The organism is Microbacterium sp. Root280D1, assembly GCF_001428975.1.
Classification (GTDB): domain Bacteria; phylum Actinomycetota; class Actinomycetes; order Actinomycetales; family Microbacteriaceae; genus Microbacterium.
In genome coordinates, this window is the sequence record NZ_LMJK01000001.1 from 658018 (window position 1) to 683235 (window position 25218).

Here is a 25218-nt window from a genome sequence, read left to right on the forward strand (position 1 = left end):
ATGACCGTTCTCGCCACCCCCGACCAGCTCGCCGCCGCGCGGGCAGCGCGAGCCGCCATCCGGGCGGGGCACGCCGCGCCGACCAGCGGCGTCGCCGTCGGACTGACGCAGGCGAACCTCATCTCGGTGCCCGCGGACTGGGCCTTCGAGACGCTGCTCTTCGCGCAGCGCAACCCGAAGCCGTGCCCCGTGCTCGAGGTCATCGAACAGGGCGAGGTGGAATCGCGGCTCGCCCCGGGCAGCGACATCCGCACGGACATCGGCCGGTACCGCGTCTGGCGCGACGGCGAACTGGTCGACGAGGTCTCCGATGCGACCGAGGCGTGGGAGGAGCAACCCGACCTCGTCTCGTTCCTGATCGGATGCAGCTTCACGTTCGAGTCCGGGCTCGTGCAGGCGGGCATCCCGATCCGCCATCAGGAACTCGGACGCAACGTTTCGATGTACCGCACCGCAGTGCCCTGCACCCCCGCGGGCAGGCTGAGCGGCGAGATGGTCGTGTCGATGCGACCGATCCCCGCGGACCGCGTGGCCGATGCCGTGCAGATCTCCGGCCGCACCCCCGCCGTGCACGGAGCCCCGGTGCACATCGGCGACCCCGTATCGCTCGGCATCGCAGACCTCGCCCGCCCGGACTTCGGCGATGCCCCTGAGGTGCGCGAGGGCGAGGTGCCGGTGTTCTGGGCGTGCGGCGTCACGCCGCAGGCCGCCATCATGGCCTCGAAGCCGCCGTTCGCCATCACCCACGCGCCCGGCTACATGTTCATCACCGATGTCCCCGATGCGGAGTACCTGGTCTGATGCGCATCCTCACGGCATCCGACCACGCGCTTCTCGTCGAGGCGGCCGACCTCGACGAGGCGATGCGTCTGAACCTCGCGTGGGACGGCGTGCACGGCGTGGTCGAGCGCATCCCCGGCGCTCGCACGGTGCTCGTGCGGTTCGATCCGCTGGCGGTGTCGGCCGCCGATCTCGCCCGCGCGCTCGCCGCGACCGAGATCGACACCGCTCATCTGCCGGCCACCGGCGAGGTCACTGTTCCGGTGCGGTACGACGGGGAAGACCTCGACGAGGCGGCATCCCTGCTGGGCGTCTCGGCATCCGAGCTCGTGAACCGCCACCTCGCCGCCGAGTGGACGGTCGCCTTCTCCGGCTTCGCCCCCGGCTTCGGGTATGTGGTGAGCAGTGATCCGCTGTTCGATGTGCCCCGCCGCTCGTCGCCCCGCACCCGTGTGCCGGCCGGATCCGTGGCCCTGGCCGGCCCGTTCACCGGCGTGTACCCGCGCGAGAGCCCCGGCGGATGGCAGCTCATCGGACGCACGGATGCCCTGATGTGGGACATCGATCGCGACCCTCCTGCGCTGCTGTCGCCCGGCACGACGGTGCGGTTCGAGCAGGTGCGGGCGCAGGCCGTGATGTCGGACAACGCAGACGATCGTGCCGACGCGCGGCGCGTCACCGAGCGAGACGCCGCGGCGAGCGCGACGGACCCGGGTTCTCCGGCGTCCCCGGCCGTCGAGGTCGTGCGTCCGTCGATGCAGCTGCTGGTGCAGGATGCCGGTCGTCCGGGATTCGCGGCGCTCGGTGTCTCGGCGTCCGGTGTCGCCGATCGCCGCGCCATGCGCGAGGCGAACCGCGCAGTGGGCAATGCGAGCGGCGCGGCGGTGCTCGAGAGCGTCGGCGGTGCCGTGCTGCGATTCCGGGGCGCCGGGGTCGCCGCTGTCACGGGCGCTGTCGGGGCGCTCGACTTGATCGACGCGGACGGTGTGGCGCGTCGCATCGCCCATGGCGCGCCCTTCGCCACCGTCGAGGGCGACGAGCTCACGCTGGGGCATCCGACCAGCGGGCTGCGCTACGTCATCGCGGTCCGTGGCGGAGTGGCCGTCGACACGGCGCTCGACAGCCGCGCGAGCGACACCCTCGCCGGGCTCGGACCTGCTCCGCTGGCTGCCGGCGACGTGCTGCGCGTCGGCGATTCCGCACGGCATCCGGTCGAGCCGGATGTCACCCCGCGGACGCTGCCGGCATCCGGTGACGTCGTCGACCTCGAGATCACCCTCGGCCCTCGGGACGACTGGTTCACCTCCGCAGCGCTCTCGACGCTCGCCGGCCAGGAGTGGACCGTGACCCCGCGGTCCGACCGCGTCGGCATCCGGCTCGAGGGCGACAGGCCCCTCGCACGCTCCGTCGGGGGCGAGCTGCCCAGCGAAGGGGCGGTCACCGGGGCGATCCAGGTGCCGCCTGACGGTCAGCCCGTGCTGTTCCTCCCGGATCACCCGCTCACCGGCGGGTATCCGATCATCGGCGCCCTCACCGATCGCAGTCTCGACCTCGCCGCGCAGCTGCCGCCCGGCGTGCGCATCCGTTTCATCGTCAAGGAGACCTCATGACCAAGGTGCTGATCGCGAATCGCGGAGAGATCGCCGTGCGCGTCATCCGCGCCTGCGCCGAAGCCGGGTACACGTCGATCGCGGTCTACGCCGACCAGGATGCCGATGCTCTGCACGTGCGGCTCGCCGATGAGGCCGTCGGACTGGGGGGAGACACCGCTGCGACGACCTATCTCTCGATCGATGCGCTGCTGGACGCCGCCCGCACGAGCGGAGCGGATGCCGTGCACCCGGGCTACGGATTCCTCTCGGAGAGCGCGGAGTTCGCGCGGGCCGTCGAGGGTGCGGGCCTCATCTGGATCGGCCCGTCGCCCGACAGCATCGATGCGCTCGGCGACAAGATGACCGCGCGCCGGATCGCGCAGCGCGTCGGGGCCCCCCTGGCCGCCGGCACCGATCAGCCGCTCGCCGGCCCCGAGGAGGCCGTGGCCTTCGCCGAGGAGCACGGGCTTCCGATCGCGATCAAGGCGGCGTTCGGCGGAGGCGGCCGGGGGCTGAAGGTGGTGCATGAGCTGTCGGAGGTCGCGGATGCCTTCGAGGCCGCGACGCGCGAGGCCATCGCCGCCTTCGGGCGGGGGGAGTGCTTCGTCGAGCGCTTCCTCGAGAGCCCGCGCCACATCGAGGTCCAGGTGCTCGGTGACGGACTCGGCGGCGTCGTGGTCGTCGGCGATCGAGACTGCTCGATGCAGCGACGCAACCAGAAGCTCATCGAAGAGGCACCCGCGCCGGGCCTGTCGAGGGATCAGCGCACGCGGTTCCACGACGCGGCCAGGGCGATCTGCGCCGAGGTGCAGTACCGCGGCGCAGGGACCGTCGAGTTCCTCCTCGCTGCCGACGGCACGATCTCCTTCCTCGAGGTGAACACCCGACTCCAGGTGGAGCACCCCGTCACCGAGGAGGTCACCGGCACGGATCTCGTGCGCGAGCAGTTCCGCATCGCCTTCGGCGAGGGGATCTCGTTCACCGAGACGCCCGTGCCGACCGGGCACGCCTTCGAGTTCCGCATCAACGCCGAAGACCCGGGTCGCGGATTCCTGCCCAGCCCCGGTCGTGTCGAGGTACTGCGGATCCCCGGCGGGCCCGGTGTGCGCTGGGACAGCGGCATCGAGGCGGGCGACGTCGTTCAGCCCGCCTTCGACTCGATGATCGCGAAGCTCGTCGTGCATGCCGACGACCGCGACGCGGCCCTCGTGCGGGCGCGTCGGGCGCTGCGCGAGCTGGTCGTCGAGGGGCCGGCCACGGTCATCCCGTTCGATCTGCTCGCGCTCGACGACGAGGCGTTCGCCACCGAGACCTTCGCGGTGCACACCCAGTGGATCGAGAGCACCCTGCTGCCGCGCCTCGAGCCGCAACTGCGTCCCGCCCCCGCACCGGACGCCGCTCTCCAGCGCTTCCCCGTCGAGATCGACGGGCGCCGTGTCGTGCTCGGGCTCCCGATGGCGCTGCTCGCGGGGCTCGGCGGCCTGGCGGATGCCGGAGGTGCGCCGCCCGCATCCGATCCGACCGAGCTGCGTGCTCCGGCACCGGGAACGCTTGTGCGGTGGCTCGCAGACGACGGGGCGAGCGTCGCCGAGGGCGATCCGATCGCGGTGCTCGACGCCATGAAGATGGAGACCACGGTCACCGCCCATCGTGCCGGCACGCTGTCGCACCGCGTGGAGCTCTCGGCCTCGGTCGCGCCCGACGCGGTGCTCGCCGTCATCGCCTGAGAGCTACCGCGCCCTGACACAGAGATCCCGAATGCCGCCGCAGCGGCATCCGGGATCTTCGCGTTCGCGAGTCGAGTGTGATTACGCGGGGTCTCCGCCCAGCGGCCCCACGGCCTCGAGGGGGCGAGGGTCGTCGGCGCCGGTCTTGCGGGCGCGGGCGATGAGGTTGCCCACGTGGTAGATCAGCAGAGCCGCGACCGTGCCGAGCACGATGCCGCCGAAGGCGAAGTCGCCGAGCTGCATCGAGAAGCCGGCGACGCCGATCACGAGCGAGACGGCCGCGGTGTACTGGTTGACCGGTCGTGAGAAGTCGACCTTGCTGTCGACCCAGATCTTGATGCCGATGATGCCGATGAGACCGTAGAGCGCGGTGGTCGCACCGCCGAGCACACCGGCGGGGATCGAGTTGAAGACCTCGCCGACCTTCGGGGAGAACGCCAGCAGGATGGCGAAGAGACCGGCGACCCAGTAGACGGCGGTCGAGTAGACGCGGGTCGCGGCCATGACGCCGATGTTCTCGCCGTACGTCGTCGTGCCCGAGCCGCCGAAACCACCGGCGATGGTCGTGGCGACCCCGTCGGCGATCAGCGCGCGACCGGTGTGCTTGTTGATCGCGGGGTCTTCGGTCATCGTCGCGACGCCGCGCACGTGCCCGACGTTCTCAGCGACGAGCACCAGGACGACCGGCAGGAACATCGCGATGGTCGACCAGGTGCCGGGAGCGACGAAGTCGGGAAGCTGGAACTCGGGCAGACCGACCCAGGGGGCGTCGGCGATGAGCTCCGCCGGCGTCTTGCCTCCGCGCAGCGCGTTGGGGACCTCGAACGAGCCCGTGAAGGCGGCGTAGATGAAGCCGACGGCGACGCCGAGGAAGATCGAGATGCGTCCGAGGAATCCGCGGAACAGCACCGCGAACAGGATGATCGCGACGAGCGTGATGGTCGCGGTCACGGGGTCGATCCGGAAGTTGTTCCACGCGGTGGGGGCGAGGTTGAAGCCGATCAGGGCGACGATCGCGCCGGCGACCACCGGGGGCATCAGAGCGTCGACCCAGCGGAGGCCGGCGAACTGCACGACCAGGCCGACGACCGTGAGCAGGATGCCGACCGCGACCACGCCCGCGAGGGCGGATCCGGTGCCGCCGGCTGCGACCGCGGCGGTGATCGGCGCGATGAACGCGAACGACGAGCCGAGGTAGCTGGGCAGCTGGTTCTTCGTGATCAGCAGGAAGATCAGGGTGCCGAGGCCGCTGAACAGCAGCGTCGTCGAGACCGGGAAGCCGGTCAGCGTCGGCACCAGGAACGTGGCTCCGAACATGGCGACGACGTGCTGGGCACCGATCGCGATCGTGGCCGGCCAGTTCAGGCGCTCTTCGGGCTTGACGACGGCACCGGGTTCGACGGTGCGTCCGTTTCCGTGGGTCTTCCACAGGGGCATGCGGGCTCCTCAGGATCGGGGGGAGTGGGAGTGCTGGAGCAACACTACCGATTCCTGAGTGTTGGCTGGGTGCGCGGGGACGGAGGAGCGGCGGGGTCGCCGCGCGCTACGAAGGAGAACTCGCGCAATGAAGGGCCGCATCCGCAGATCGCCCCTTCGCTGGGTGAGATCTCCTTAGCAGCGAGTGGGAAATGGAGTGAGGGACGGGGGCGGTACCGGGCCTCAGGCCCCGAGGCGCTCGATGAGCTCGCGATACCGGGCGGCGGTGCGCTCGACGATGTCGTCGGGCAGCACGGGCGGTTCACCCTGCTTGTCCCAGTTCGCGGCCAGCCAGTCGCGCACGATCTGCTTGTCGAAGCTCGCCATGCGCTCGCTCGGCGTGGTTCCGGTGCGCCAGGCCTCGGCATCCCAGTACCGGGACGAGTCGCTCGTGAGCACCTCGTCGGCCAGGTGCAGGACGCCGTCGGCATCCGTCCCGAACTCGAACTTGGTGTCGGCGAGGATCAGGCCCTTCTCCTCGGCGATCGCGGCGGCCCGTGTGTAGAGCGAGATCGAGACGTCGCGCAGCTCGGCCGCGCGCTCTGCTCCGACGAGCTCGACGGTCTGCTCGAAGGTGATGTTCTCGTCGTGCTCGCCCATGGGCGCCTTGTAGGCCGGGGTGAACAGCGGTTCGGGCAGGCGGTCGCCGTTCTGCAGGCCGGCGGGCAGCGGGATGCCGCAGACGGTGCCGCTCTCGGTGTACTCGGCCCATCCGGATCCGGTGATGTAGCCGCGCACGACGCATTCGACCGGAAGCATCTCCAGCGACTGCGCGAGCATGGCGCGGTCGGCGACGCTCGCGGGGATCTCACCCTCGGCGAGGTGGTTGGGCACATCGTCGAGCTCGCTGAACCACCAGCGGCTGAGACGCGTGAGCAGCGCGCCCTTCTCGGGGATGCCGGGCGAGAGCACGAAGTCGAACGCGCTCACGCGATCGGACGCGACCACGAGGATGCGGGTGTCGGCGGCGTCATCCGAGGCGTACAGGTCACGGACCTTGCCCGAGTAGATGTGGCGCCAGCCGGGGATGGTCTGCGCGTTGCTGTCCGAAGGTGTGCTCACCCGCCCATTATCCCGGGTCGACGTCGCCGGTGTCGTGTCAAGCCCTGGTGCGACCTCCGATGCATCGGCGAGGCTCGACGGAAGACGAACGGAGGAGTCATGACGAAGGATCTCTCCACGGGGGACCGGGTGAGCTGGAACACGTCGGAGGGGCGCACGCACGGCACCGTCGAGGAGAAGCGGACGAAGGACTTCCGGTTCGCCGGGCAGAGCTTCACCGCCTCCGACGATGATCCCGCCTACATCGTGAAGTCGGAGAAGAGCGGCGACACCGCGGCGCACAAGGGATCGGCTCTGCGCAAGCTGAGCAGCTGATGCTCGCGGGCGCCGTCTTGTCGATGACGCGTGCCAGGCGTATAGTCCACATGGACTATTTCAAGCGGAACCATCTGGGGAGGGGCCGATGCAGCGATTGACCCCGATGGGCGTCATGGTGCTGGCGCTGCTGCGCGAAGGCGACATGCACCCCTACGAGATGGTGCGCCTGATGCGCGTGCGCCGCGACGAACGGCTGCTCGCCGTCACGAACGGGACGCTCTATCACACGGTCGGCCGACTCCAGCGGGCCGGTCTCATCGACGAGGTGGGCATCGACCGAGAGGGCAACCGCCCCGAGCGCACCACCTACACGCTCACGGATGCCGGACGGGACGCGCTGATCGCCTGGCTGCGTCGCGAGCTGTCGATCATCGAGCGCCCGGCCGAGTTCCGCATCGCACTCGCCGAGGCTCACAATCTCGAGCGTCCCGACGTCATCGACCGCCTCCGCGAGCGCCGCTCCGCGCTCGCCGAAGGCCACGCGCTGCACCGTGACGGGCTGGTCGGCGCTCGCAGAAGGGGCGCCCCCGAGCAGGTGCTCGTCGAGTTCGAGCGCCAGGAGGTGCTGCTCGACGCCGAGCTGCGCTGGCTCGACTCGCTCCTCGATCGTCTCGAGGCCGAGGAGTTCCCCTGGGGGCCCACGGCTTTCGAGAACACCGACCGCTACCTCGCTCAGCGAAAGGCTGCACAGCAATGACCGATTCCCCTTCGACCGGAGGCCGGCCCACGGCATCCGGGTCATCCGGTCCCTCGACCGGCACCTTCGCCGCCGGGCATCGACCCGCGAGCCCCTGGCCCGCGCTCTGGGCGCTCGTCATCGGCTTCTTCATGATCCTCGTCGACACGACGATCGTCTCGGTCGCGAACCCCGCGATCAAGGCGGCGCTCGACCCGACCACCAACAACCTCGACAACGTCGTGTGGGTCACCAGCGCCTACCTGCTCGCCTACGCGGTGCCGCTGCTGATCACGGGCCGTCTCGGCGATCGGTTCGGCCCGAAGAACATCTACCTCATCGGCCTCGCGATCTTCACGCTCGCCTCGCTCTGGTGCGGGCTGTCGAACTCGCTCGAGATGCTGATCGCCGCTCGCGCCGTGCAGGGGCTCGGCGCCGCCTTCATGACGCCGCAGACCATGGCCGTGATCACCCGCACGTTCCCGCCCGAGCGCCGCGGCGCCGCCATGGGGCTGTGGGGTGCGACGGCCGGCGTCGCGACCCTCGTGGGACCGCTCGTCGGGGGCCTGCTCGTCGATGGCTTCGGCTGGGAGTGGATCTTCTTCGTGAACATCCCCGTCGGGATCGTCGCCTTCGTGCTCGCGTGGAGGCTCGTCCCGAAGCTGCAGACCAGTGCGCACCGGTTCGACATCCTGGGCGTCATCCTCAGCGCGGTGGCGCTGTTCCTCATCGTCTTCGGACTCCAGGAGGGCGAGAAGTTCGACTGGGGCGTGATCTGGGGACCGATCTCGGTGTGGAGCATCATCATCACCGGCCTCGTCGTGCTCGCGCTCTTCATCGTGCAGCAGGCGCGCACGCGCAGCGAGGCCCTGGTGCCTCTCGCACTGTTCCGCGACCGCAACTTCTCGGGGGCGAACGTCGCGATCGCCGCGGTCGGCTTCACCGTGACGAGCATGTCGCTGCCGATGATGTTCTTCCTGCAGACGGCGCGAGGGCTCACCCCGACGCAGGCCGCGCTGCTGCTGATCCCGATGGCCGTGCTGTCGGGCGTGCTCGCCCCGTTCGCCGGCAAGCTGCTCGACCGCATCGACCCGCGGATCATCCTCATCCCCGGTCTGCTCTGCGTGGTCGTCGCGCTCGTCTGGTACTCGGCCCTGATCAACATGGATACCGAGATCTGGATGTTCCTGCTGCCCTCGGCGCTCATGGGCGTCGGCAACGCCGGAATGTGGGGACCGCTCGCCACCACCGCGACGCGCAAGCTGCCTCCCCGCCAGGCCGGTGCCGGCGCGGGCATCTACAACACGACCCGCACCATCGGATCGGTCATCGGCTCGGCATCCATCGCCGCGTTCATGCAGTCGCGTCTCGAAGCGAACCTGCCGGGTCTCGCCGACGCACCCGCGGGGATCGAAGGCGGAGGATCGCTTCCTCCGCAGGTCGCCGAGGGATTCGCCGCCGGCATGTCGCAGGCGATCCTGCTGCCGGCGTGCGTGATGGTCATCGCTCTCGTGGCGTCGCTCTTCCTCGGTCGCTACGACAAGGCGGATGCCGCGGCATCCGCCCCCGCGGAGGCGCCCGCCCCCGCAGCGTGACCGGTCCGTCGGCGAGCCGGGTCGACTGCGCGATCGTGCAGCGGGCCCGGCTCTCCCGGTTTGCGGCCGTGACCGCGGATGTGATCTCATCGGGCGATGACGATCCAGCTCACGAGGCCCACCACCGACCTGTTCGACTCCTGGGCGGCTGCGGTCGCCGAGTTCGGTGACGGGCACGTCGACGGGTCGGGTCTGCAGGCGCCGGTCACCCCGGATCGGGCGACGCTGGACGCGCTGATCGAGAAGTCGGCGGTTCTCTCCGACACCTCCGCGCAGCTGCCCGAGGATGCCGTGCACAACGATCTGTACTGGATCGTGGATGACGGCGAGGTCGTCGGGTTCCTGTCCTTCCGGCACGAGCTCAACGAATGGCTGCGTGAGGCGGGCGGTCACATCGGCTACTCGGTGCGCGCCTCCCGTCGTCGCCAGGGCTACGCATCGGCCGCGCTGCGGCTCGGACTCGAGCGTGCCCGCGAGATCGGACTCGAGCGCGTGCTGGTCACGTGCGACGACGACAACGTCGGCTCCTACCGAACGATCGAGGGCTCCGGTGGCGTGCTGCAGGACGTCAGCGACCAGTCGGAGCGTGGACACGCCCTGCTCCGGCGCTACTGGATCACGCTCTGACGCCGATCCGCGAAGCGCCTCCGGGACAGGGGTGCCGGTCGTCGCCGGTTAGGGTTGATGGTCGACGACCATCCCGGTGGCAGCATCCTGCCGCCCGTCCCCTCTGAGGAGCATCCGTCGTGATCCGAAATCCCACCTCTGCTTCCGCGCGCCTGCGCGCGCTCGGACGCACCGCCGGGGCGATGGCGCTCACGGCGTTCGTCGCCGTCGGAGCCCTGCTCGGCGGAGCCTCCGCCGCGACTGCGGCCGATGACTCCGAGACCTACGTCATCGGCACGGACACCACGTTCGCGCCGTTCGAGTTCACCTCTCCCGACGGTGAGCTCGTCGGCATCGACATGGACCTGCTGCGTGCGATCGCGAAGGACCAGGGCTTCGAGGTCGAGATCCGTCAGCTCGGATTCGACGCCGCCGTGCAGGCCTTGCAGGCGAACCAGGTCGACGCGGTCATGGCCGGGATGTCGATCACCGAGGAGCGCCAGGAGACGTTCGACTTCAGCGAGCCGTACTTCACCAGCGGCATCCAGCTCGGAGTGCTCGAGTCGAGCGACATCCAGTCGCTCGACGACCTCGACGGCGAGGCCGTGGCGGTCAAGACCGGCACGCAGGGCCAGACCTTCGCGGAGGAGAACCAGGACGAGTACGGCTTCCGCATCACGCCCTACCAGGACACCACCGACATGGTCGACGCTGTCAAGGCAGGCCAGGCCGTCGGCTACTTCGAGGACTTCCCGGTGCTCGCCTACGGGATCCAGCAGGGGTCGGGCTTCCGCCTGATCGGTGAGCCCGAGCTCGGCGGCGAGTACGGGTTCGCCGTCAACAAGGGGCAGAACCCCGAGCTGATCGAGATGTTCAACGAGGGTCTCGCGAATCTCCAGGCCTCCGGAGAGTACGACGAGATCGTCGACAGCTACCTCGCCGGCGGCGAGGAGACCACGCAGGCGACCGACATCTTCTCCGTCGCCGTGAAGTACTGGCCCGCTCTCATGGAGGGCCTCTGGCTCACGATCCTCGCGACGCTCGTCGCGATCGTGGCCGCGTTCATCCTCGGCCTCATCTTCGGCTTCGGCCGCGTCTCGGCCTTCGCGCCGTTCCGCTGGGTGGCCACGGCCTACGTCTACGTCTTCCGCGGCACACCGATCCTCGTGCAGGCGTTCTTCGTGTTCTTCGCCATCCCGCAGCTCTTTCCCGGGCTCACGTTCAACCCCTTCGTCGCCGGAGCCATCACGCTCTCGCTCAACACGGGCGCGTACATGACGGAGATCATCCGCGGTGGCATCCAGGCCGTCGATCCGGGCCAGGCCGAAGCGTCGCGTTCGCTCGGTCTCGGACACTGGAAGACGATGCAGAAGGTCGTGCTGCCTCAGGCGTTCCGCATCATGGTCCCCTCGTTCGTCAACCAGGGCATCATCACCCTCAAGGACACGTCGCTCATCAGCGTCATCGGCCTCGCAGAGCTGACCTTCGTGTCGCGTCAGATCATCGCCTCGACGTACTTGTCGGCGCAGGTGCTGACGATCGTCGCCATCATCTACTTCGTCGTGATCACGCTTCTGACGCTGCTCGCGAACCGCCTGGAGAGGAAGTTCACCGCATGAGCAAGATCGAGGTCAGAGACCTGCACAAGTCCTTCGGCGACAACCACGTGCTCAAGGGCATCGACCTCACGGTCGAGGACGGCGAAGTCGTCGCGGTCATCGGCCCGTCGGGGTCGGGGAAGTCGACCCTGCTGCGCTGCCTCAACAAGCTCGAGGAGCCCACGTCGGGCCATGTCATCGTCGACGGCGTCGACCTGACCGACAAGAGCGTCAAGCTCGACGAGGTGCGCCAGCGCATCGGCATGGTGTTCCAGCACTTCAACCTGTTCCCGCACATGACGGTGCTCGAGAACATCACCCTCGCTCCCGTCGAGCTCGGCAAGCTCTCGAAGGCCCAGGCGAAGGAGCGCGCTCTGGCTCTGCTCGACCGAGTGGGCCTGGCCGAGAAGGCCGATGCCAAGCCGGCATCCCTGTCGGGCGGTCAGAAGCAGCGCGTGGCGATCGCCCGCGCGCTCGCGATGGACCCCGAGATCATGCTGTTCGACGAGGCGACCAGCGCCCTCGACCCCGAGATGGTGGGCGAGGTGCTGCAGGTCATCCGCGACCTGGCGTCCGGCGGGATGACGATGGTGCTCGTGACGCACGAGATGGGCTTCGCCCGCGAGGTCTCGGGCCGCACGGTGTTCATGGACGCCGGAGTCGTCGTCGAGGAGGCGCCGCCCGCCGAGCTGTTCGGCGCGCCGAAGAACGAGCGGCTGAAGGACTTCCTCTCGAAGGTCCTCTGAGCGGCACTCCGTGACGAAGGCCCCCATCCGGTTCCGGACGGGGGCCTTCGTTCGTGTCGGGTCAGGGCGTCGGAGTCGGCGTCGGCGCCGGATGCCGGCGGATCGTCGCGCTGACCAGCGCCGCGACCGCGCAGAGCCCGGCGGCGGCGAACCAGGCGAACGTGTACTGGCCGGTGTGGTCGCGCACCATGCCCGCGAGGAGCGAGGCGATGCCGGCGCCGATCTGGTGCGCGGCGAACACCCAGCCGAACACCAGAGGCCCTCGGTCTCCGAAGACCTCGCGGCACAGCGCGATGGTCGGCGGAACAGTCGCCACCCAGTCGAGGCCGTAGATCACGATGAAGACGATGATGCTCGGCTGCACCTCGGCCGACAGCAGGCTCGGCAGGAAGAGCAGGCTCACGCCGCGCAGCGCGTAGTAAGCGGCCAGCAGGATGCGGGGGTTCACCCGGTCGGTCAGCCACCCGGAGAACACGGTGCCGGCGATGTCGAAGATCCCGACGACGGCGAGCAGTCCGGCCGCGGTCGTCGTCGGCATCCCGTGGTCGTGCGCGCTGGGGATGAAGTGGGTGCCGATCAGGCCGTTGGTCGTGGCGCCGCAGATCGCGAACCCGATCGCGAGGGCCCAGAACGTCTTGGTGCGGGCGGCGTCGCGCAACGTGGTGAGGGCGAGGCGAGCGGCGCCCCACGCGTTGCCCTTCGGCCGCGCGGCCACGGTGACGGGGCCGGTGTCGCCGTAGCGGGTGACGCCGAGGTCGCTCGGTCGGTTGCGCACGAAGATCCAGACCAGGGGGACGACCGCGAGAGCGCCGCCGGCGATGATGAGAGATGCTCCGCGCCATCCGATGTACTCGGCCGCCGCGGCGATCACGGGCAGGAAGATGAGCTGTCCGGTCGCGCTGCCGGCGGTGAGCACACCCGAGACCAGCCCGCGTCTGGTCGCGAACCAGGTGTCGGTGATCGTCGCAGCGAAGACCAGCGCCATGGACCCGGTGCCGAGTCCGATCAGCACACCCCACGTGAGTATGAGCTGCGCCGGGGTGGCGACGAAGACGCTCAGCGCGGCGCCGGCGCCGATCACGAACAGAGCGGTCACGGTCACCGCGCGGATGCCGAAGCGCTGCATCAGCGCGGCGGCGAAGGGAGCGGTGAGGCCGAACAGCAGCAGGTTGACCGTGACGGCGAGGGAGAGCTCTGCGGTGGTCCAGCCGAACTCGTCCTGCAGGGGCAGCATCAGCACCCCGGGCGCGGCGCGGAATCCGGCGGCTCCGATCAGGGCGATCAGGGCCACGAGTGCGACGATCCAGGCGGGATGGATGCGGCGCTGCCGGAGTGCGGGTGTCGGGGTGCCGGTCGGCTCCTCGACCGAGTCTTCGGTCACGCTGCGTCGCCCGACGTCAGGGCGAACGGCTCGCCGCCCATGCTGCGGCGGGTCCATCGCGTGCTGTCGGCGTCGAGTGGGGCGGCGCAGGTCGCGCACCAGTCGGCGGATGCCGTCGCCTCGCCGCAGCGACCGCAGCTGACGGTCAGGCCCCAGGACCCGTCAGGATCGGTCGTGCTCGTGAAGCGCGCGTAGGCGTGCAGGATCGGGAGGGTCTCGCGTCCGGCATCCGTGAGCCGATAGCCGGGGTCACCGTGTGCGACGAGACCCGCCTCGCCCATCGAGGCGAGGCGCCGGGCGAGCACGGAGTCGGCGGCGCCGGTCGCATCGCGCAGCTCGTCGAAGCGCGAGCGGCCGGAGAAGAGCTCCCGCAGGATCAGGAGGACCCACGGGTCGGCGAGCACATCGGCGGAGCGGGCGATCGGGCAGGTGGCTGTCGACCAGTCGGAGCGGAGCGGCATCCGCCAACTTTCTTGAAGAAAGCTGGTGGTGTCAACAGTTCTCGGCCGAGTTGGCGGAGTACCTGCGCGAATCGGCAGGAAAGCGACGACGGGTCGGACTACTCCGCGACGCGGGCAGCGATGTCCGTGCGGAAGTGCGAGCCCTCGAGGGTGATGAGACCGATGGCCTCGTATGCCCGGTCACGCGCGGTGCGGAAGTCCGATCCCACGGCGACGACATTGAGCACGCGGCCGCCGGTGGCGATCAGCGATCCGTCGGGTGCGTCGGGGCTCGCGGTCGCCGCGTGCACGAGACGCACGCCCTCGACCGCGGCCGCATCGGAGAGGCCCTCGATCGGGCGGCCGGTCTGCGGAGCCTCGGGGTAGCCCTCGCTCGCGAGCACCACGGTGATCGCGACGTCGTCGCTGAACACGGGCTCGGGCTGGTCCTCGAGCGTGCCCGATGCCGCGGCGAGCAGCAGCTCCGACAGCGGGGTCACGAGACGCGGCAGCACGATCTGGGTCTCGGGGTCGCCGAAGCGGGCGTTGAACTCGATGACGCGCACGCCTGCGGGAGTAAGGATGAGGCCGGCGTACAGCAGGCCGATGAACGGCGTGCCCTCTTCGTCGAGCTGACGGATCACGGGCAGGGCGACGTCGCGGGTGACCTCCTCGACGAAGGCCTGCTCGCTGCCGAACTGGTCGGCGAGCCAGGGCAGCGGCGAGTAGGCGCCCATGCCGCCGGTGTTGGGGCCTTCGTCGCCGTCGAGCGCGCGCTTGAAGTCCTGGGCCGGGCTGAGCGCTCGGACGGTGTCGCCGTCGCTCAGGAAGAACAGCGAGACCTCGGGGCCCGAGAGGAACTCCTCGATCAGCACGGGACCGGACGGCAGGTAGTGCTCGGCATGAGCGAGAGCCTCGGCACGATCGGATGTCACGATGACACCCTTGCCGGCAGCGAGGCCGTCGGCCTTCACGACGTGCGGGGCGCCGAGGTCGTCGAACGCGGCCTCGACCTCTGCGGTGGTGGTGGCGCGCACTGCGCGACCGGTGGGGACACCGGCGGCATCCATGATGCGCTTCGCGAACGACTTGGACCCCTCGAGCTGGGCCGCGGCCTTGCCCGGGCCGAACACGGGAATTCCGTGGGCCCGGAGGACATCGGCGACTCCGGCGACTAGAGGAGCCTCGGGGCCGACGACCACGAGATCGACCGCATGCTCGTTGGCGAAGGAGGTCACCGCGGCGCCGTCGAGCATGTCGAGGGCGACGGGGGTCGCATCCTGGGCGATGCCGGCGTTGCCGGGGGCGACGAAGATCTCGTGCTCCGCGGTCTCTGCTCGCAGAGCGAGGATGATCGCGTGCTCACGGGCACCGGAACCGAGGACGAGAATCTTCACCCGTCCAGACTACCGAGGCGGGGGCGCGGGTTTCGGCGGGTTCCCGGTCAGACGTCGATCGCCCGCTCGATCGACGGGTCCCACGGCAGAGTCCACCCGGCTGCATCGAACAGCGCATCGAGAACCATCGCCGTGAACCCCCACACGATCGTGCCGTCGATGTCGAACGCGGGCCCCTTCCACGTGCGTCCCATGCGGTGGATGGTCGACGTGTGCCGATTGGCGGGGTCGAGCAGCTGCGCCACGGGGACGCGGAAGACCTCGACCGTCTCGGCGTGATCGACGGCGGCGACGCGCGACGGAGTGCGCCACCACCCGAGCACGGGGGTGACGACGTGGTTGCTGGCGGCGAGAGGAAGCTCGGGCAGCGTCGCGAGGATCTCGACGCCGTCCGGGTCGAGTCCGGTCTCCTCCTCGGCTTCGCGCAGGGCGGTGGCGACGGCATCCGCATCCGTGTTCTCGGCCCGGCCGCCCGGGAAGGACACCTGGCCGGGATGCGACGAGAGGGTCGCTGCCCGACGCTGCAGCAGTACATCGAGGTCGGCGGCGACAGTCGCCTCGTCGGTCCCGGCCGCGATACTGTCCAACCGCCCGAACAGCACGAGCACGGATGCCGGATGCGCACCGTCACCGACCGCCGGGAACGGCTTCGCCCACGCATCACCGCGCCGCGTCGCCGCGATCAGCTCGGCTCGCGCGCCACGCAGGGTATCGGGATTCTGGCTCATCGCCTCGAGCCTATTCCTGTGCGCGCGGGCGCCGGGCGACTATCGGTCCGATCCAGGTCGCCGGCGAAGGAGATCTCCGCGTGCGAAGGAGGGATTCGGGTGATCTGTCCTTCGGAGGCGCAGATCTCCGTCCGAGGCGCCCGCGCCTACGAGGCACCCCCGCCTGCGCCACACACGCCTCGGCGTACCCTTTCTCCATGCCCTCCAGGAAGATCGACATCATCGACGGACGCGCCGCCCTCGACGAGGTCAGGCGCGCGGATGCCGCAGGTGAGAAGCCGCAACGCGCTCCCCTCGCGACCGCCGTGCGCTACCTGCTGCAGCTGCTCGACGAGAAGGCCCCGGGCAACAGCGTCGAGGTGCGGGTGCCCCCGTTCGGCGCCGTGCAGGTGATCCAGGGCCCCCGTCACACCCGCGGCACCCCTCCGAATGTCGTCGAGATGGACCCGGCGACCTGGATCGCAGTCGCGACGGGCGTGGAGCACTGGTCGGATGCGGCGGGCTCGGGGCGCGTGAGCGCTTCCGGAACCCGCGCCGATCTCTCGGACGTCCTGCCACTGCGCCCCTGACCCGTCGCACGGCTGAGTGCGCAGGAGGGGGAGCGACCCGCAGCCAACGGTGGGACAATGGATGCATGTCCTCCCACGATTCCTCCCAGACGGTCGAGGCGACCGTCCGCCGCGTGCCGCGCTTCGGCGTGTTCATGGGCATCGGCGTCGTGCTCGGCATCATCGCCGCCGGCATCCTGACGATGATGGGCAGCTACGAGCCGTCCGAAGCGGTCAACGTCGTCTACCCGCCAGGGCAGGTGTTCGGATTCCTGCTGCTGTGGACGGTGCCGATCGGCTTCGCCCTCGCGAGCGTCGTCGCGCTGATCCTCGAACGCGTCGCGCGTCGCCACGACCACGTCGTCAGGGTCGAGCACGAGACGATCATCGCGAACGACTGATCACGCCCCGGGGTGTCACGCCAGTTCGGCGATGATGGGCCGGATCGCCGCGTCGAACGAGACCACGTCGCGGCGCAGGCCGTCGGTCACCGCGACGGTGAGCGCGCCGATCCACCAGATCCCCCGCTGCGAGAACGGCAGCACCTGCACGTTGAGCTCGAACGAGTGGGCACGGCGACCGATCTCACGCTCGAACTCGGCGATCGCGCTGGCATAGGCGCGATACGACTCGCCCCCGATCGTCCCGCCACCCGACCGGTTGGCGATCGAGCTGTGGATCGACGACACGTAGCGATCGTGTGCGACGCGGGCGTAGTGCATCGCCGATGCGGCATGCGGCGCGATCGCCTCGGCGAGCTGTTCGGCACCGGTCGCCGGCAGCGCCACCAGCGTGTCGAACCCGTCGACGAGCTCGAGCGGCACGCCGGACGGATGCGCTCGGGGCTCGACGGTCATGTCCCAGTAGTCGCGCCACTGCTTCTCGAGCTCGGGCGTCACCTCGGCGGCATCCGGTGCCCGGACGGGCAGATCGCGCAGGCTCGGAAGATCTTCCGGTGCGCGGATGCCGAGCGATTGCCGCAGCGCGAGCGCGACGAGCACCGGAACGCTCGCGTCCTCGCGGATCAACCACTGCGGCTTGTCGGCCATGGCCCCATCGTAGGAGATGGAGGGAGGGGAGAGGAGGTCTCCGCGGGCGGTAGGCTGGAGGTGTGGCTGCCTCCCCCACCAATCCCTATTCCGAAGCCGGCGTCGATACCGCTGCAGGCGATCTCGCCGTCGAGCTGATGAAGTCTTCCGTGCGCGCGACGCACGGCCCTGAAGTGCTCGGCGGTGTCGGCGGATTCGCCGGACTGTTCGACGCGAGTGCGCTGCGCGACTTCCGTCGTCCGCTGCTCGCCACGAGCACAGACGGCGTCGGCACGAAGGTCGCCATCGCGCAGGCCATCGACAAGCACGACACGATCGGCCAGGACCTGGTCGGCATGGTCGTCGACGACATCGTCGTGGTGGGCGCCAAGCCGCTCTTCATGACCGACTACATCGCGTGCGGCAAGGTCTTCCCGCAGCGGATCGCCGACATCGTGCGCGGCATCGCCGAGGCGTGCACCGCGACGGGGACCGCGCTCATCGGCGGCGAGACCGCCGAGCACCCCGGTCTTCTCGGCCCGCGCGACTACGACGTCGCAGGAGCCGCGACCGGAGTCGTCGAGGCCGACGGCATCCTCGGGGCCGACCGCGTGCAGGACGGCGACGTCGTCATCGCCGTCGAGTCCAGCGGACTGCACTCCAACGGCTATTCGCTCGTGCGCCACATCGTCACGAACGCGGGCATCGGCTACGGCGACAACGCCGCCGACTTCGGCAAGACGTGGGGCGAGGCGCTGCTCGAGCCGACTCGTCTCTACACGCTCCCGCTGCTGCGCCTCATCGAGCAGCTCGGCGGCGGCACAGGCTCGGGCGGGGTCCACTCGCTCAGCCACGTCACCGGCGGCGGCATCGCGGCGAACCTCGCGCGCGTGCTCCCGCAGGGCAGCTGGGCCGAGGTCGACCGCAGCACCTGGTCGCCGAGCCCGGTCTTCCGCGTGCTCAGTGACATCGCCGGGTCCACGCTGGAGTCCGCCGAGGGCACCTGGAACCTCGGAATCGGGTTCCTCGCGATCGTCGCAGCCGACAAGAAGGATGCCGCGATAGCAGCGCTCGCGGCCGACGGCATGCCCGCGTGGCAGGTCGGAACCGTGGGCTTCGGCGCGCGGCCGGCAGGAGAGTTCGAACAGGGCGCCAAGGGCGTCGACGGTGGAGCGGTGCGCCTGGTCGGCGCCTACGCGGACGGAGCGAAGTAAGAGTCCATGTGCGGCATCGTCGGAATGGTGGGCTCTGCCCCGGTCAATCAGGACATCTACGACGCACTCCTGCTGTTGCAGCACCGCGGTCAGGATGCAACGGGAATCGCGACCGCCGAGGCGAACGGCGTGATGCACAACGCCAAGGCGCAGGGCATGGTCCGCGAGGCGTTCCGCACTCGTGACATGCGCGGACTCCTCGGCAACGTCGGCCTCGGTCATGTGCGCTACGCGACCAAGGGCACCGCGTCGAACGAAGAGGAGATGCAGCCGTTCTACGTGAACGCGCCCTACGGCATCATCCTCATCCACAACGGCAACCTGACGAACACGCGCGAGCTCACGGCCGACATGGCCAAGCGCGACCGCCGTCACCTCAACTCGTCGAGCGACACCGAGCTGCTGCTCAACGTCCTCGCCGGCGAGCTGCAGAACACGACGTCGACGGTCGACCTCGACGCCGAGCGCGTCTTCGAGGCCGTAGAGCGCACGCACGAGCGCATCGAGGGCGCGTACGCCGTGATCGCGGTGATCGCGGGCTACGGCCTGCTCGCGTTCCGCGACCCGTTCGGCATCCGTCCCCTGATCCTCGGCCGTCGTCCTTCGACCGTCCCCGGCGCAGAGGGCCGCGACGAATGGGTCGTGGCGAGCGAGTCGCTGGTGCTCGAGAACGCCGACTACGAGGTCGTGCGCGAGGTCGAGCCCGGTGAGGCGATCTTCATCACCAACGAGGGCGAGCTGCACAGCCGGCAGTGTGCGAAGGAGACCACTCTCGCGCCCTGCGCGTTCGAGTACGTCTACCTCGCCCGACCCGACTCGGTCATGAACGGCGTCTCGGTCTACGAGTCGCGCCTGCGCATGGGCGACCGTCTCGCCGACACGATCGCGAAGCACGTGCCGATGGACAAGATCGACGTCGTCATGCCGATCCCCGACTCCTCCCGGCCCGCCGCCATGGAGGTCGCCCGCAAGCTGGGCATCGAGTACCGCGAGGGCTTCTACAAGAACCGCTACGTCGGCCGCACCTTCATCATGCCCGGGCAGGCCGTGCGCAAGAAGAGCGTGCGTCAGAAGCTGAACGCGATGTCGACCGAGTTCCAGGGCAAGAACGTGCTGCTGATCGACGACTCGATCGTGCGCGGGACCACGTCGAAGGAGATCATCCAGATGGCCCGGGATGCCGGTGCCACCTCTGTGACGTTCGCCTCCGCGGCTCCGCCGGTGCGTCACCCGCATGTCTACGGCATCAACATGCCGTCGCGTCACGAGCTCATCGCCCACGGCCGGACGATCCCCGAGATCGCCGCCGAGCTGGGCTGTGATCACCTGGTCTATCAGGAGGTCGAAGACCTCAAGGCTGCGATCACCGAGGGATCCGTGCTGAGCGACCTCGACATGAGCTGCTTCGACGGCCGGTACGTCACCGGCACGGTCTCCGACGAGTACCTGGCCTGGGTGGAGGGGTCGCAGACCTCGTGACCTCGGGTGCGCAGCCGCTCTGGCGTGGCCGTGCGCTCGCGCTGGTCGGCATCGTGCTGGTCGCGTTCTCGCTGCGCTCGGCCGTGGCGTCGCTGTCGCCCGTGCTCGACCACGTCGCCGACGACTTCCCGGTCTCGTCGGTCGTCGTCGGCCTGATCGGAGCCGCGCCGCCGGTGTGCTTCGCGGTGTTCGGGCTGCTGACGCCGCTGTTCGAGCGGAGATTCGGACTCGAGCGCGTGGCTGTCGTGGCGATCGCCCTGATCGCCGCCGGGCTGCTGCTGCGCAGCCTCGCCGTCGACTCGACATCGCTGCTCGCCGCGACGGCAGTGGTGTTCGCGGGCGTCGGCTCGGGCAATGTGCTGCTGCCGCCGCTGGTGAAGAAGTACTTCCCCGATCGCCTCGGCCTGATGATGACGGTCTACTCGACCACGATGGCGGTGTCGACGTTCGTGCCGCCGCTGGTCGCAGTGCCGCTCGCCGACTCGGCCGGGTGGCGGGTGTCGCTGGGGCTGTGGGGCGTGTTCGCCGCGATCGCGCTCGTGCCCTGGGTGGCGATGCTCGTCACGAGCCGGGCGGATGCCGTCGCCTCGGCCCCCGCGCGTACGGAGTCCGCCGCGACCGAGATCGAGCGCGACGGCTACGACGCAGCATCCGTGGCGACCGGACCGATCGCGACGACGCCAGCCAATCCGCGGGTCTTCGGTCGGCTGTGGCGGCTGCCCATGGCCTGGTCGATCGCGCTGGTGTTCGCGTCGTCGTCGACGCTGGCCTACGTCTCCTTCGCATGGCTGCCGTCGATCATGATCGACGTGGGCGGGGTCTCGCCGGCGAACGCGGGGCTGCTGCTCTCGCTGTTCGGCCTGATGGGCCTGCCGTGCTCTCTGCTCGTGCCCATTCTCATCGTCCGGTTCCAGGCGACCCGTCCTGTGTTCTTCATCTCGATCGCGTGCGGGCTCATCGGGCTGTTCGGATTCCTGTTCCTGCCCACGGTGGCGCTGCCGCTGTGGGTGGTCTTCTACGGCCTCGCACCCGGGCTCTTCCCGCTCGCCCTCGTGCTGCTCAGCATCCGGGCCCGCACGCCCGAGAGCGCGGTGGCGCTCAGCGGTTTCGTGCAGAGCATCGGCTACGCGGTCGCCGCGGTGTTCCCGCTGCTGATCGGCCTGCTGCACGACATGACCGACAGCTGGGAGATTCCCCTGTGGGTGCTCGTGGGGGTTCTGATCGCGGTGATCCCCGCCGGATGGATCGCCGGTCGACGTCGCACCATCGAAGAGGACTGGGAGCGTCGCCACGGTCGCTGGTGACTCGCGGCGGTGAAGCGGCGCCGGTGGATCGGCGTGGGCCCGAGGCCCGTCAGTGCGCTCGCACCTCGTCGCCGACGCTGATCGTCCCGCCGACCCACGGCGCTGACGCATCGGCCGGGTCCTGCGGCGGCAGAAGGAGTCGGCCGAGAGTCGGCTCGTCCTGACCGTGGGCGCTCGTGAGGGTCGTGAGCACCTTCGCGTCGCGAACGCCGGTGTCGGGGTTGGCGTGTGTCGCGAGGCAGCGCACGATCGGCCCCGCGGTGCGGAACGTCACCTCGCCGATGCTCAGCTCGCCGGCCCAGTCGAGCTCCGACCAGGGGGCGACGTCGTCGATGACGACGTTGGAGCGGAACCGGCGGTCATCGATGCCGAAGCCGAGAGAGTCGCTCAGTGCGTCGACACTGCCACGACTGTGCACGGAGACGTAGCCGCGCTCACGATCCTGGAACCTCGACGTCACACCGTCGCCGACGAGTACGAGCGGCAGTCGTCCGGGGCGCCGGATCCGCCGGCCTTCCGGGCTCGCGAGCACGAACTCGGTCACCGCGTCCGCGAGCTCGCCACGACCGGACTCATCGAGTCCCGCCTCGACGAGCACCGAACCCTCGTGCTCTATCCGCACGCGCTGCCGATCGTCGTCGTAGTCGGTGCGCAACGCCGCGAGGCCCGGGAAGTCCTGCAGGGAGAGTCCCTTCGCCTTCGGCCAGTGGTCGAGTCCGTCACGAGACTCCGGCGCGATCGCGTCGGCGAAGCGGAACGCCAGCACCCGATCGCCGGCGATGCGCCCATCAGGCTGCACGGTGAGGGACTCGACCGACTCGGGCGTGAAGCCCTTGATCGGATGACGGAAGAGGGAGACGACGCGGGCCATGGGTCGATCCTCTCAGGGCACGCGGTGTCCGTCCGTCACGAGCCCGGCGTGGATGCCGAGAGTTCCGGGATTTCGGACACGACGAAACCCCCGTGCGGTGCACGGGGGAATCGATGACGAGCGAAGAGGCGGTCAGGCCTTTTCGAGTTCGTCCTCGTCTTCGTCTGCATACTCGTCGGCCCACTTGTCGACGTATGCGTCTTCAGCGTCGCTCGGGTGCGCGAGTTCGCGCTCGAGCGCCGAGTAGTTCACCGACGGACTGAACGACTTCAGTTCGCGGGCGATCTTGGTGTGTTTCGCCTTTTGACGGCCACGGCCCATGCCTGAGACCCCCTCACGAGTTAAGCTGCGGGCAACGACTGGCCCGAGTCATTCACGACACCGGCTGAGGGCCGGTAAGAGTAGCATTCAGAATAGCACGCGGCCAGACCGCACTGGCCCGTTGGCAGCTGGTGAAGGGAGCGATCCTCATGACCGACAACACCTCGACGCCCTCCGACGAGGCCGCGCAGAACGCGACACTGCAGAAGGCCGTGATCGTCGGGATGCAGCCGGGTCAGCCGAAACGGGTGATCGAAGAGGCGGCGCGATTCGCGCGGCTCCTCCGCGTGCCGCTGGTGGTCGCACACGTCGACGTCACGCGCTTCGTCACCTATGAGGACCCCGACGGCTACGTGCACTCGGCGCCCATCGACATCAACTTCGATGCCGGCACGGCCGAGTTCGAGGCCGTGCAGGCGGAGGCGGCTGCGGCCCTCGACGGAACGGGCCTGACATGGACGGCCCGGCAGCTCGTGGGCGATCCGGCCCTCGCCATCAAACAGCTGGCGAACAAGCTCGACGCCCAGCTGATCGTGGTCGGCACACGCAAGCGCGGCATCGGAGAGTCGATCCGCGAGTTCTTCACGGGGTCCGTCGCTGCCCGCCTCGCGCACCGCCAGCACCGGTCGGTGCTCGTCGTGCCGCTGCAGGAGCCCGTGCCCGACGAGCAGCCCGAGATCTGGACCGAGTAGGTCTCGGCATCCCTCGCTGAGCTCCTGGGGATGCGAACGGCCGAAGCCCCTCTCGTCGTGTGACGGGAGGGGCTTCGAGCGTCTCGGCAGGCGTCAGCCGCTGAGCTCAGCGGCCGAGTGACGCCAGCGCGGTGGTGATGCCTCGCGCCGCGGCGTCCAGGCCGTCCTCCAGCTGCGAGACGACGGATGCCGGCAGCGTGCCGCCCTTCGCCACATGCGTGCGGAGGTCGGTGCGCACGCGTGCGCGGAAGGCATTGATGACGGCATCCGCTCGGTGCAGCTCCTCACGGGTGACGATGCGCTCGTCGTCGCCTGCCGTCCGCGGACGGGACTTGGATGCGGCGCGGTCGTCCTTCTCCGCCGTGGCGAGGTCAGCGCGGAGGCTCTTCATGGCCTCCTTGACGCTCTGCCGCACCTCGTTGGCGATCAGTCGCACCGAGTCGGTCAGGCCCGCCTCGATTCCCGCGAGGTCGCCCTCGCGAGATGCCAGCTCGGCGCGTCCCGCATCCGTGATCGCGTAGATCGTGGTGCGACCGTCGACCGTCTTGGTGACCAGCCCCTCTTCCTCGAGCTTGGCGAGCCGAGGGTAGATGGTGCCGGCGCTCGGCGTGTAGGTGCCGCCCGTGCGATCGGTCAGTGCCTGGATGATCCCGTAACCGTGCTGCGGTGCCTCGGCGAGCAGCGAGAGCAGGTAGAGCCTGAGGTCGCCGTGCGAGAAGACTGCGGGGCTCATGCTTCCCACTCCGCATCGTCGGTGATCGACTCGGGCGTGCGCCGCAGCACGGTCACGCCGCCGGAGACCGAGTTGGCGCGCAGATCGACGAAGCGTCCTGCGAGCTCGCCCGTCGAGCCGGTGTAGTTGTTGATGCCGGAGGAGCCGCGTTCGACGCCGTCGATCAGCAGTCGCCCGCTCAGCGAGCGGATGACGTAGTTCGCAGCGAGCGACTCGTCGAGGCGCACCGTGGTGCCGCCCGAGACCGAGTTGACGTTGATCGTGTTCACGTCGCCTGCGGCGTCGACCAGTGTCGAGCCCGAGACGATGTCGACGGTCGCGCGACGGATGGTGCCCGTGACTGCGACATCGCCCGAGACGCTGTTCGCGCTGATCGATCCCGTGAGTCCGCGCACCTGCACGTCGCCGGAGACCGAGTTGACGGTCAGGTCGCCGATGAGGGTGTCGACGATGAGGTCGCCCGAGACGGTGTTGAGGCGGGCGTCGTTGCGGATGCCCGAGACGAGCGCTCCGGCGCTCACGACGCCGAGGTTGAGGGCGATCGAGCGGGGGACGGCGACGCTCACCTCGGCCTTGGGGCCGCCCGATCCGAAGTTGCGGAACACCTCGAGGAAGTTGTCCCAGCCGAGCTGCGGGTGGTCGATCTCGACCTCGCCGTTGTTCGCCTCGATGCGGAGGTCCTTGGTCGTGACGCCGTGCACCTCGATGCGGATGCCGGGTTCGTCGTGTGCGATGACATCGACCTGACCGCCGACCAGGCCGATCTTCAGTCGGGTGACGTTCTCGATGTCGATGACGCGTTCTTCGCCGGGGGCGATGAGCCACTTCTCGGTCATGTCTGCTTCTCCTGGTTCGAGGGATCACGATATATCGTGTCTGCACAGAGTAACACGATATATCTCGACT

The 25218-nt window shown here is 69.4% G+C and carries 26 protein-coding genes; 15 read left to right on the forward strand and 11 right to left on the reverse strand.

Translation table 11 applies throughout. The features are described 5' to 3' along the window. From ASE34_RS03290 to ASE34_RS03300, 3 genes are read left to right on the forward strand one after another with little or no spacing between them, the layout of a single operon-like run. Positions 1-801 (forward strand): putative hydro-lyase, encoded by an 801-nt coding sequence (locus ASE34_RS03290; protein ID WP_056276480.1) that lies wholly within the window; start codon positions 1-3, stop codon positions 799-801. Then, a complete protein-coding gene (locus ASE34_RS03295; protein WP_056276483.1) occupies positions 801-2390 on the forward strand; it encodes an urea amidolyase family protein in 1590 nt (529 codons plus the stop codon). Before ASE34_RS03290 ends, ASE34_RS03295 begins: the two co-directional genes overlap by 1 nt. Further along, positions 2387-4099, forward strand: coding sequence for an acetyl/propionyl/methylcrotonyl-CoA carboxylase subunit alpha (locus ASE34_RS03300; protein WP_056276486.1), 1713 nt, complete (start codon positions 2387-2389; stop codon positions 4097-4099). Before ASE34_RS03295 ends, ASE34_RS03300 begins: the two co-directional genes overlap by 4 nt. Before the next feature lie 81 nt (positions 4100-4180). Here ASE34_RS03300 and ASE34_RS03305 read toward each other — a convergent pair whose 3' ends face one another. Both ASE34_RS03305 and ASE34_RS03310 read right to left on the reverse strand, forming a co-directional pair. Then, positions 4181-5536 carry a uracil-xanthine permease family protein gene (locus tag ASE34_RS03305; protein ID WP_056276489.1) on the reverse strand — a complete coding sequence of 452 codons (1356 nt, stop codon included), beginning with the start codon at positions 5534-5536 and terminating at the stop codon, positions 4181-4183. 222 nt (positions 5537-5758) lie between these two features. Beyond that, on the reverse strand, positions 5759-6637 hold the full coding sequence (locus tag ASE34_RS03310) for a phosphoribosylaminoimidazolesuccinocarboxamide synthase (RefSeq protein WP_056276492.1): 879 nt from the start codon (positions 6635-6637) through the stop codon (positions 5759-5761). Between the two features lie 99 nt (positions 6638-6736). On the opposite strand from ASE34_RS03310, the gene ASE34_RS03315 reads away from it, so the two are divergent. The 6 genes from ASE34_RS03315 to ASE34_RS03340 all read left to right on the forward strand — a co-directional run bounded on the left by ASE34_RS03315 (position 6737) and on the right by ASE34_RS03340 (position 12176). Further along, entirely contained in the window at positions 6737-6952 is a 216-nt protein-coding gene (locus ASE34_RS03315; RefSeq protein WP_056276493.1) for a DUF2945 domain-containing protein, read from the forward strand. Positions 6953-7040: 88 nt separating this feature from the next. Further along, positions 7041-7652 (forward strand): PadR family transcriptional regulator, encoded by a 612-nt coding sequence (locus tag ASE34_RS03320; protein ID WP_053098603.1) that lies wholly within the window; start codon positions 7041-7043, stop codon positions 7650-7652. Then, positions 7649-9226, forward strand: coding sequence for a DHA2 family efflux MFS transporter permease subunit (locus ASE34_RS03325; RefSeq protein WP_056276494.1), 1578 nt, complete (start codon positions 7649-7651; stop codon positions 9224-9226). The genes ASE34_RS03320 and ASE34_RS03325 overlap by 4 nt, the downstream gene beginning before the upstream one ends. Positions 9227-9322: 96 nt before the next feature. Next, the gene (locus tag ASE34_RS03330; RefSeq protein ID WP_056276495.1) at positions 9323-9853 is read left to right on the forward strand and encodes a GNAT family N-acetyltransferase; all 531 of its coding nucleotides are present in this window, start codon (positions 9323-9325) and stop codon (positions 9851-9853) included. 119 nt (positions 9854-9972) lie between these two features. After that, positions 9973-11451 (forward strand): amino acid ABC transporter substrate-binding protein/permease, encoded by a 1479-nt coding sequence (locus ASE34_RS03335; protein ID WP_072590633.1) that lies wholly within the window; start codon positions 9973-9975, stop codon positions 11449-11451. Continuing rightward, complete coding sequence (locus ASE34_RS03340; protein WP_056276496.1) at positions 11448-12176, forward strand: amino acid ABC transporter ATP-binding protein; 729 nt, start codon at positions 11448-11450, stop codon at positions 12174-12176. The genes ASE34_RS03335 and ASE34_RS03340 overlap by 4 nt, the downstream gene beginning before the upstream one ends. 61 nt (positions 12177-12237) lie before the next feature. Here ASE34_RS03340 and ASE34_RS03345 read toward each other — a convergent pair whose 3' ends face one another. From ASE34_RS03345 to ASE34_RS03360, 4 genes are all read right to left on the reverse strand, one after another. Next, complete coding sequence (locus ASE34_RS03345) at positions 12238-13557, reverse strand: MFS transporter (RefSeq protein ID WP_056276500.1); 1320 nt, start codon at positions 13555-13557, stop codon at positions 12238-12240. Further along, on the reverse strand, positions 13554-14018 hold the full coding sequence (locus ASE34_RS03350) for a winged helix-turn-helix transcriptional regulator (protein WP_056276503.1): 465 nt from the start codon (positions 14016-14018) through the stop codon (positions 13554-13556). Before ASE34_RS03350 ends, ASE34_RS03345 begins: the two co-directional genes overlap by 4 nt. 98 nt (positions 14019-14116) lie before the next feature. Beyond that, a complete protein-coding gene (gene purD / locus ASE34_RS03355; protein ID WP_056276505.1) occupies positions 14117-15394 on the reverse strand; it encodes a phosphoribosylamine--glycine ligase in 1278 nt (425 codons plus the stop codon). Between the two features lie 47 nt (positions 15395-15441). Next, a complete protein-coding gene (locus tag ASE34_RS03360) occupies positions 15442-16122 on the reverse strand; it encodes an NUDIX hydrolase (protein ID WP_056276510.1) in 681 nt (226 codons plus the stop codon). Between the two features lie 197 nt (positions 16123-16319). Here ASE34_RS03360 and ASE34_RS03365 point away from each other — a divergent pair, with 197 nt between their 5' ends. Further along, positions 16320-16691, forward strand: a complete 372-nt coding sequence (locus tag ASE34_RS03365; RefSeq protein WP_056276513.1) for a sterol carrier family protein — start codon at positions 16320-16322, stop codon at positions 16689-16691. A 65-nt stretch (positions 16692-16756) separates the two neighbouring features. Further along, on the forward strand, positions 16757-17071 hold the full coding sequence (locus ASE34_RS03370) for a hypothetical protein (protein ID WP_053098612.1): 315 nt from the start codon (positions 16757-16759) through the stop codon (positions 17069-17071). 15 nt (positions 17072-17086) lie between these two features. On the opposite strand, the gene ASE34_RS03375 is transcribed toward ASE34_RS03370, so the two are convergent. Beyond that, positions 17087-17719, reverse strand: coding sequence for a hypothetical protein (locus ASE34_RS03375; protein ID WP_053098613.1), 633 nt, complete (start codon positions 17717-17719; stop codon positions 17087-17089). 62 nt (positions 17720-17781) lie between these two features. Here ASE34_RS03375 and purM point away from each other — a divergent pair, with 62 nt between their 5' ends. Genes purM through ASE34_RS03390 form a run of 3 tightly spaced genes read left to right on the forward strand, consistent with a single transcriptional unit; the run spans position 17782 to position 21695 of the window. Then, positions 17782-18912: a phosphoribosylformylglycinamidine cyclo-ligase gene (gene purM / locus ASE34_RS03380; RefSeq protein WP_056276516.1), complete on the forward strand. Its 1131-nt coding sequence runs from the start codon at positions 17782-17784 to the stop codon at positions 18910-18912. A gap of 6 nt (positions 18913-18918) precedes the next feature. Then, positions 18919-20391: an amidophosphoribosyltransferase gene (gene purF / locus ASE34_RS03385; protein ID WP_053098615.1), complete on the forward strand. Its 1473-nt coding sequence runs from the start codon at positions 18919-18921 to the stop codon at positions 20389-20391. Beyond that, the gene (locus ASE34_RS03390) at positions 20388-21695 is read left to right on the forward strand and encodes an MFS transporter (RefSeq protein ID WP_056276518.1); all 1308 of its coding nucleotides are present in this window, start codon (positions 20388-20390) and stop codon (positions 21693-21695) included. The genes purF and ASE34_RS03390 overlap by 4 nt, the downstream gene beginning before the upstream one ends. Positions 21696-21744: 49 nt before the next feature. Here the strand turns inward: ASE34_RS03390 and ASE34_RS03395 are convergent, their stop codons facing one another. Both ASE34_RS03395 and ASE34_RS03400 read right to left on the reverse strand, forming a co-directional pair. Beyond that, entirely contained in the window at positions 21745-22566 is an 822-nt protein-coding gene (locus tag ASE34_RS03395) for an MOSC domain-containing protein (protein ID WP_056276519.1), read from the reverse strand. A 132-nt stretch (positions 22567-22698) separates the two neighbouring features. Then, entirely contained in the window at positions 22699-22887 is a 189-nt protein-coding gene (locus ASE34_RS03400) for a DUF3073 domain-containing protein (protein WP_042537993.1), read from the reverse strand. A gap of 149 nt (positions 22888-23036) precedes the next feature. On the opposite strand from ASE34_RS03400, the gene ASE34_RS03405 reads away from it, so the two are divergent. Beyond that, positions 23037-23579 (forward strand): universal stress protein, encoded by a 543-nt coding sequence (locus ASE34_RS03405; protein ID WP_053098618.1) that lies wholly within the window; start codon positions 23037-23039, stop codon positions 23577-23579. A 106-nt stretch (positions 23580-23685) separates the two neighbouring features. Here the strand turns inward: ASE34_RS03405 and ASE34_RS03410 are convergent, their stop codons facing one another. Both ASE34_RS03410 and ASE34_RS03415 read right to left on the reverse strand, forming a co-directional pair. After that, positions 23686-24312: a PadR family transcriptional regulator gene (locus ASE34_RS03410; protein ID WP_053098619.1), complete on the reverse strand. Its 627-nt coding sequence runs from the start codon at positions 24310-24312 to the stop codon at positions 23686-23688. Continuing rightward, a complete protein-coding gene (locus tag ASE34_RS03415) occupies positions 24309-25148 on the reverse strand; it encodes a DUF4097 family beta strand repeat-containing protein (RefSeq protein ID WP_053098620.1) in 840 nt (279 codons plus the stop codon). Before ASE34_RS03415 ends, ASE34_RS03410 begins: the two co-directional genes overlap by 4 nt. Between the last annotated feature and the right edge of the window lie 70 nt (positions 25149-25218).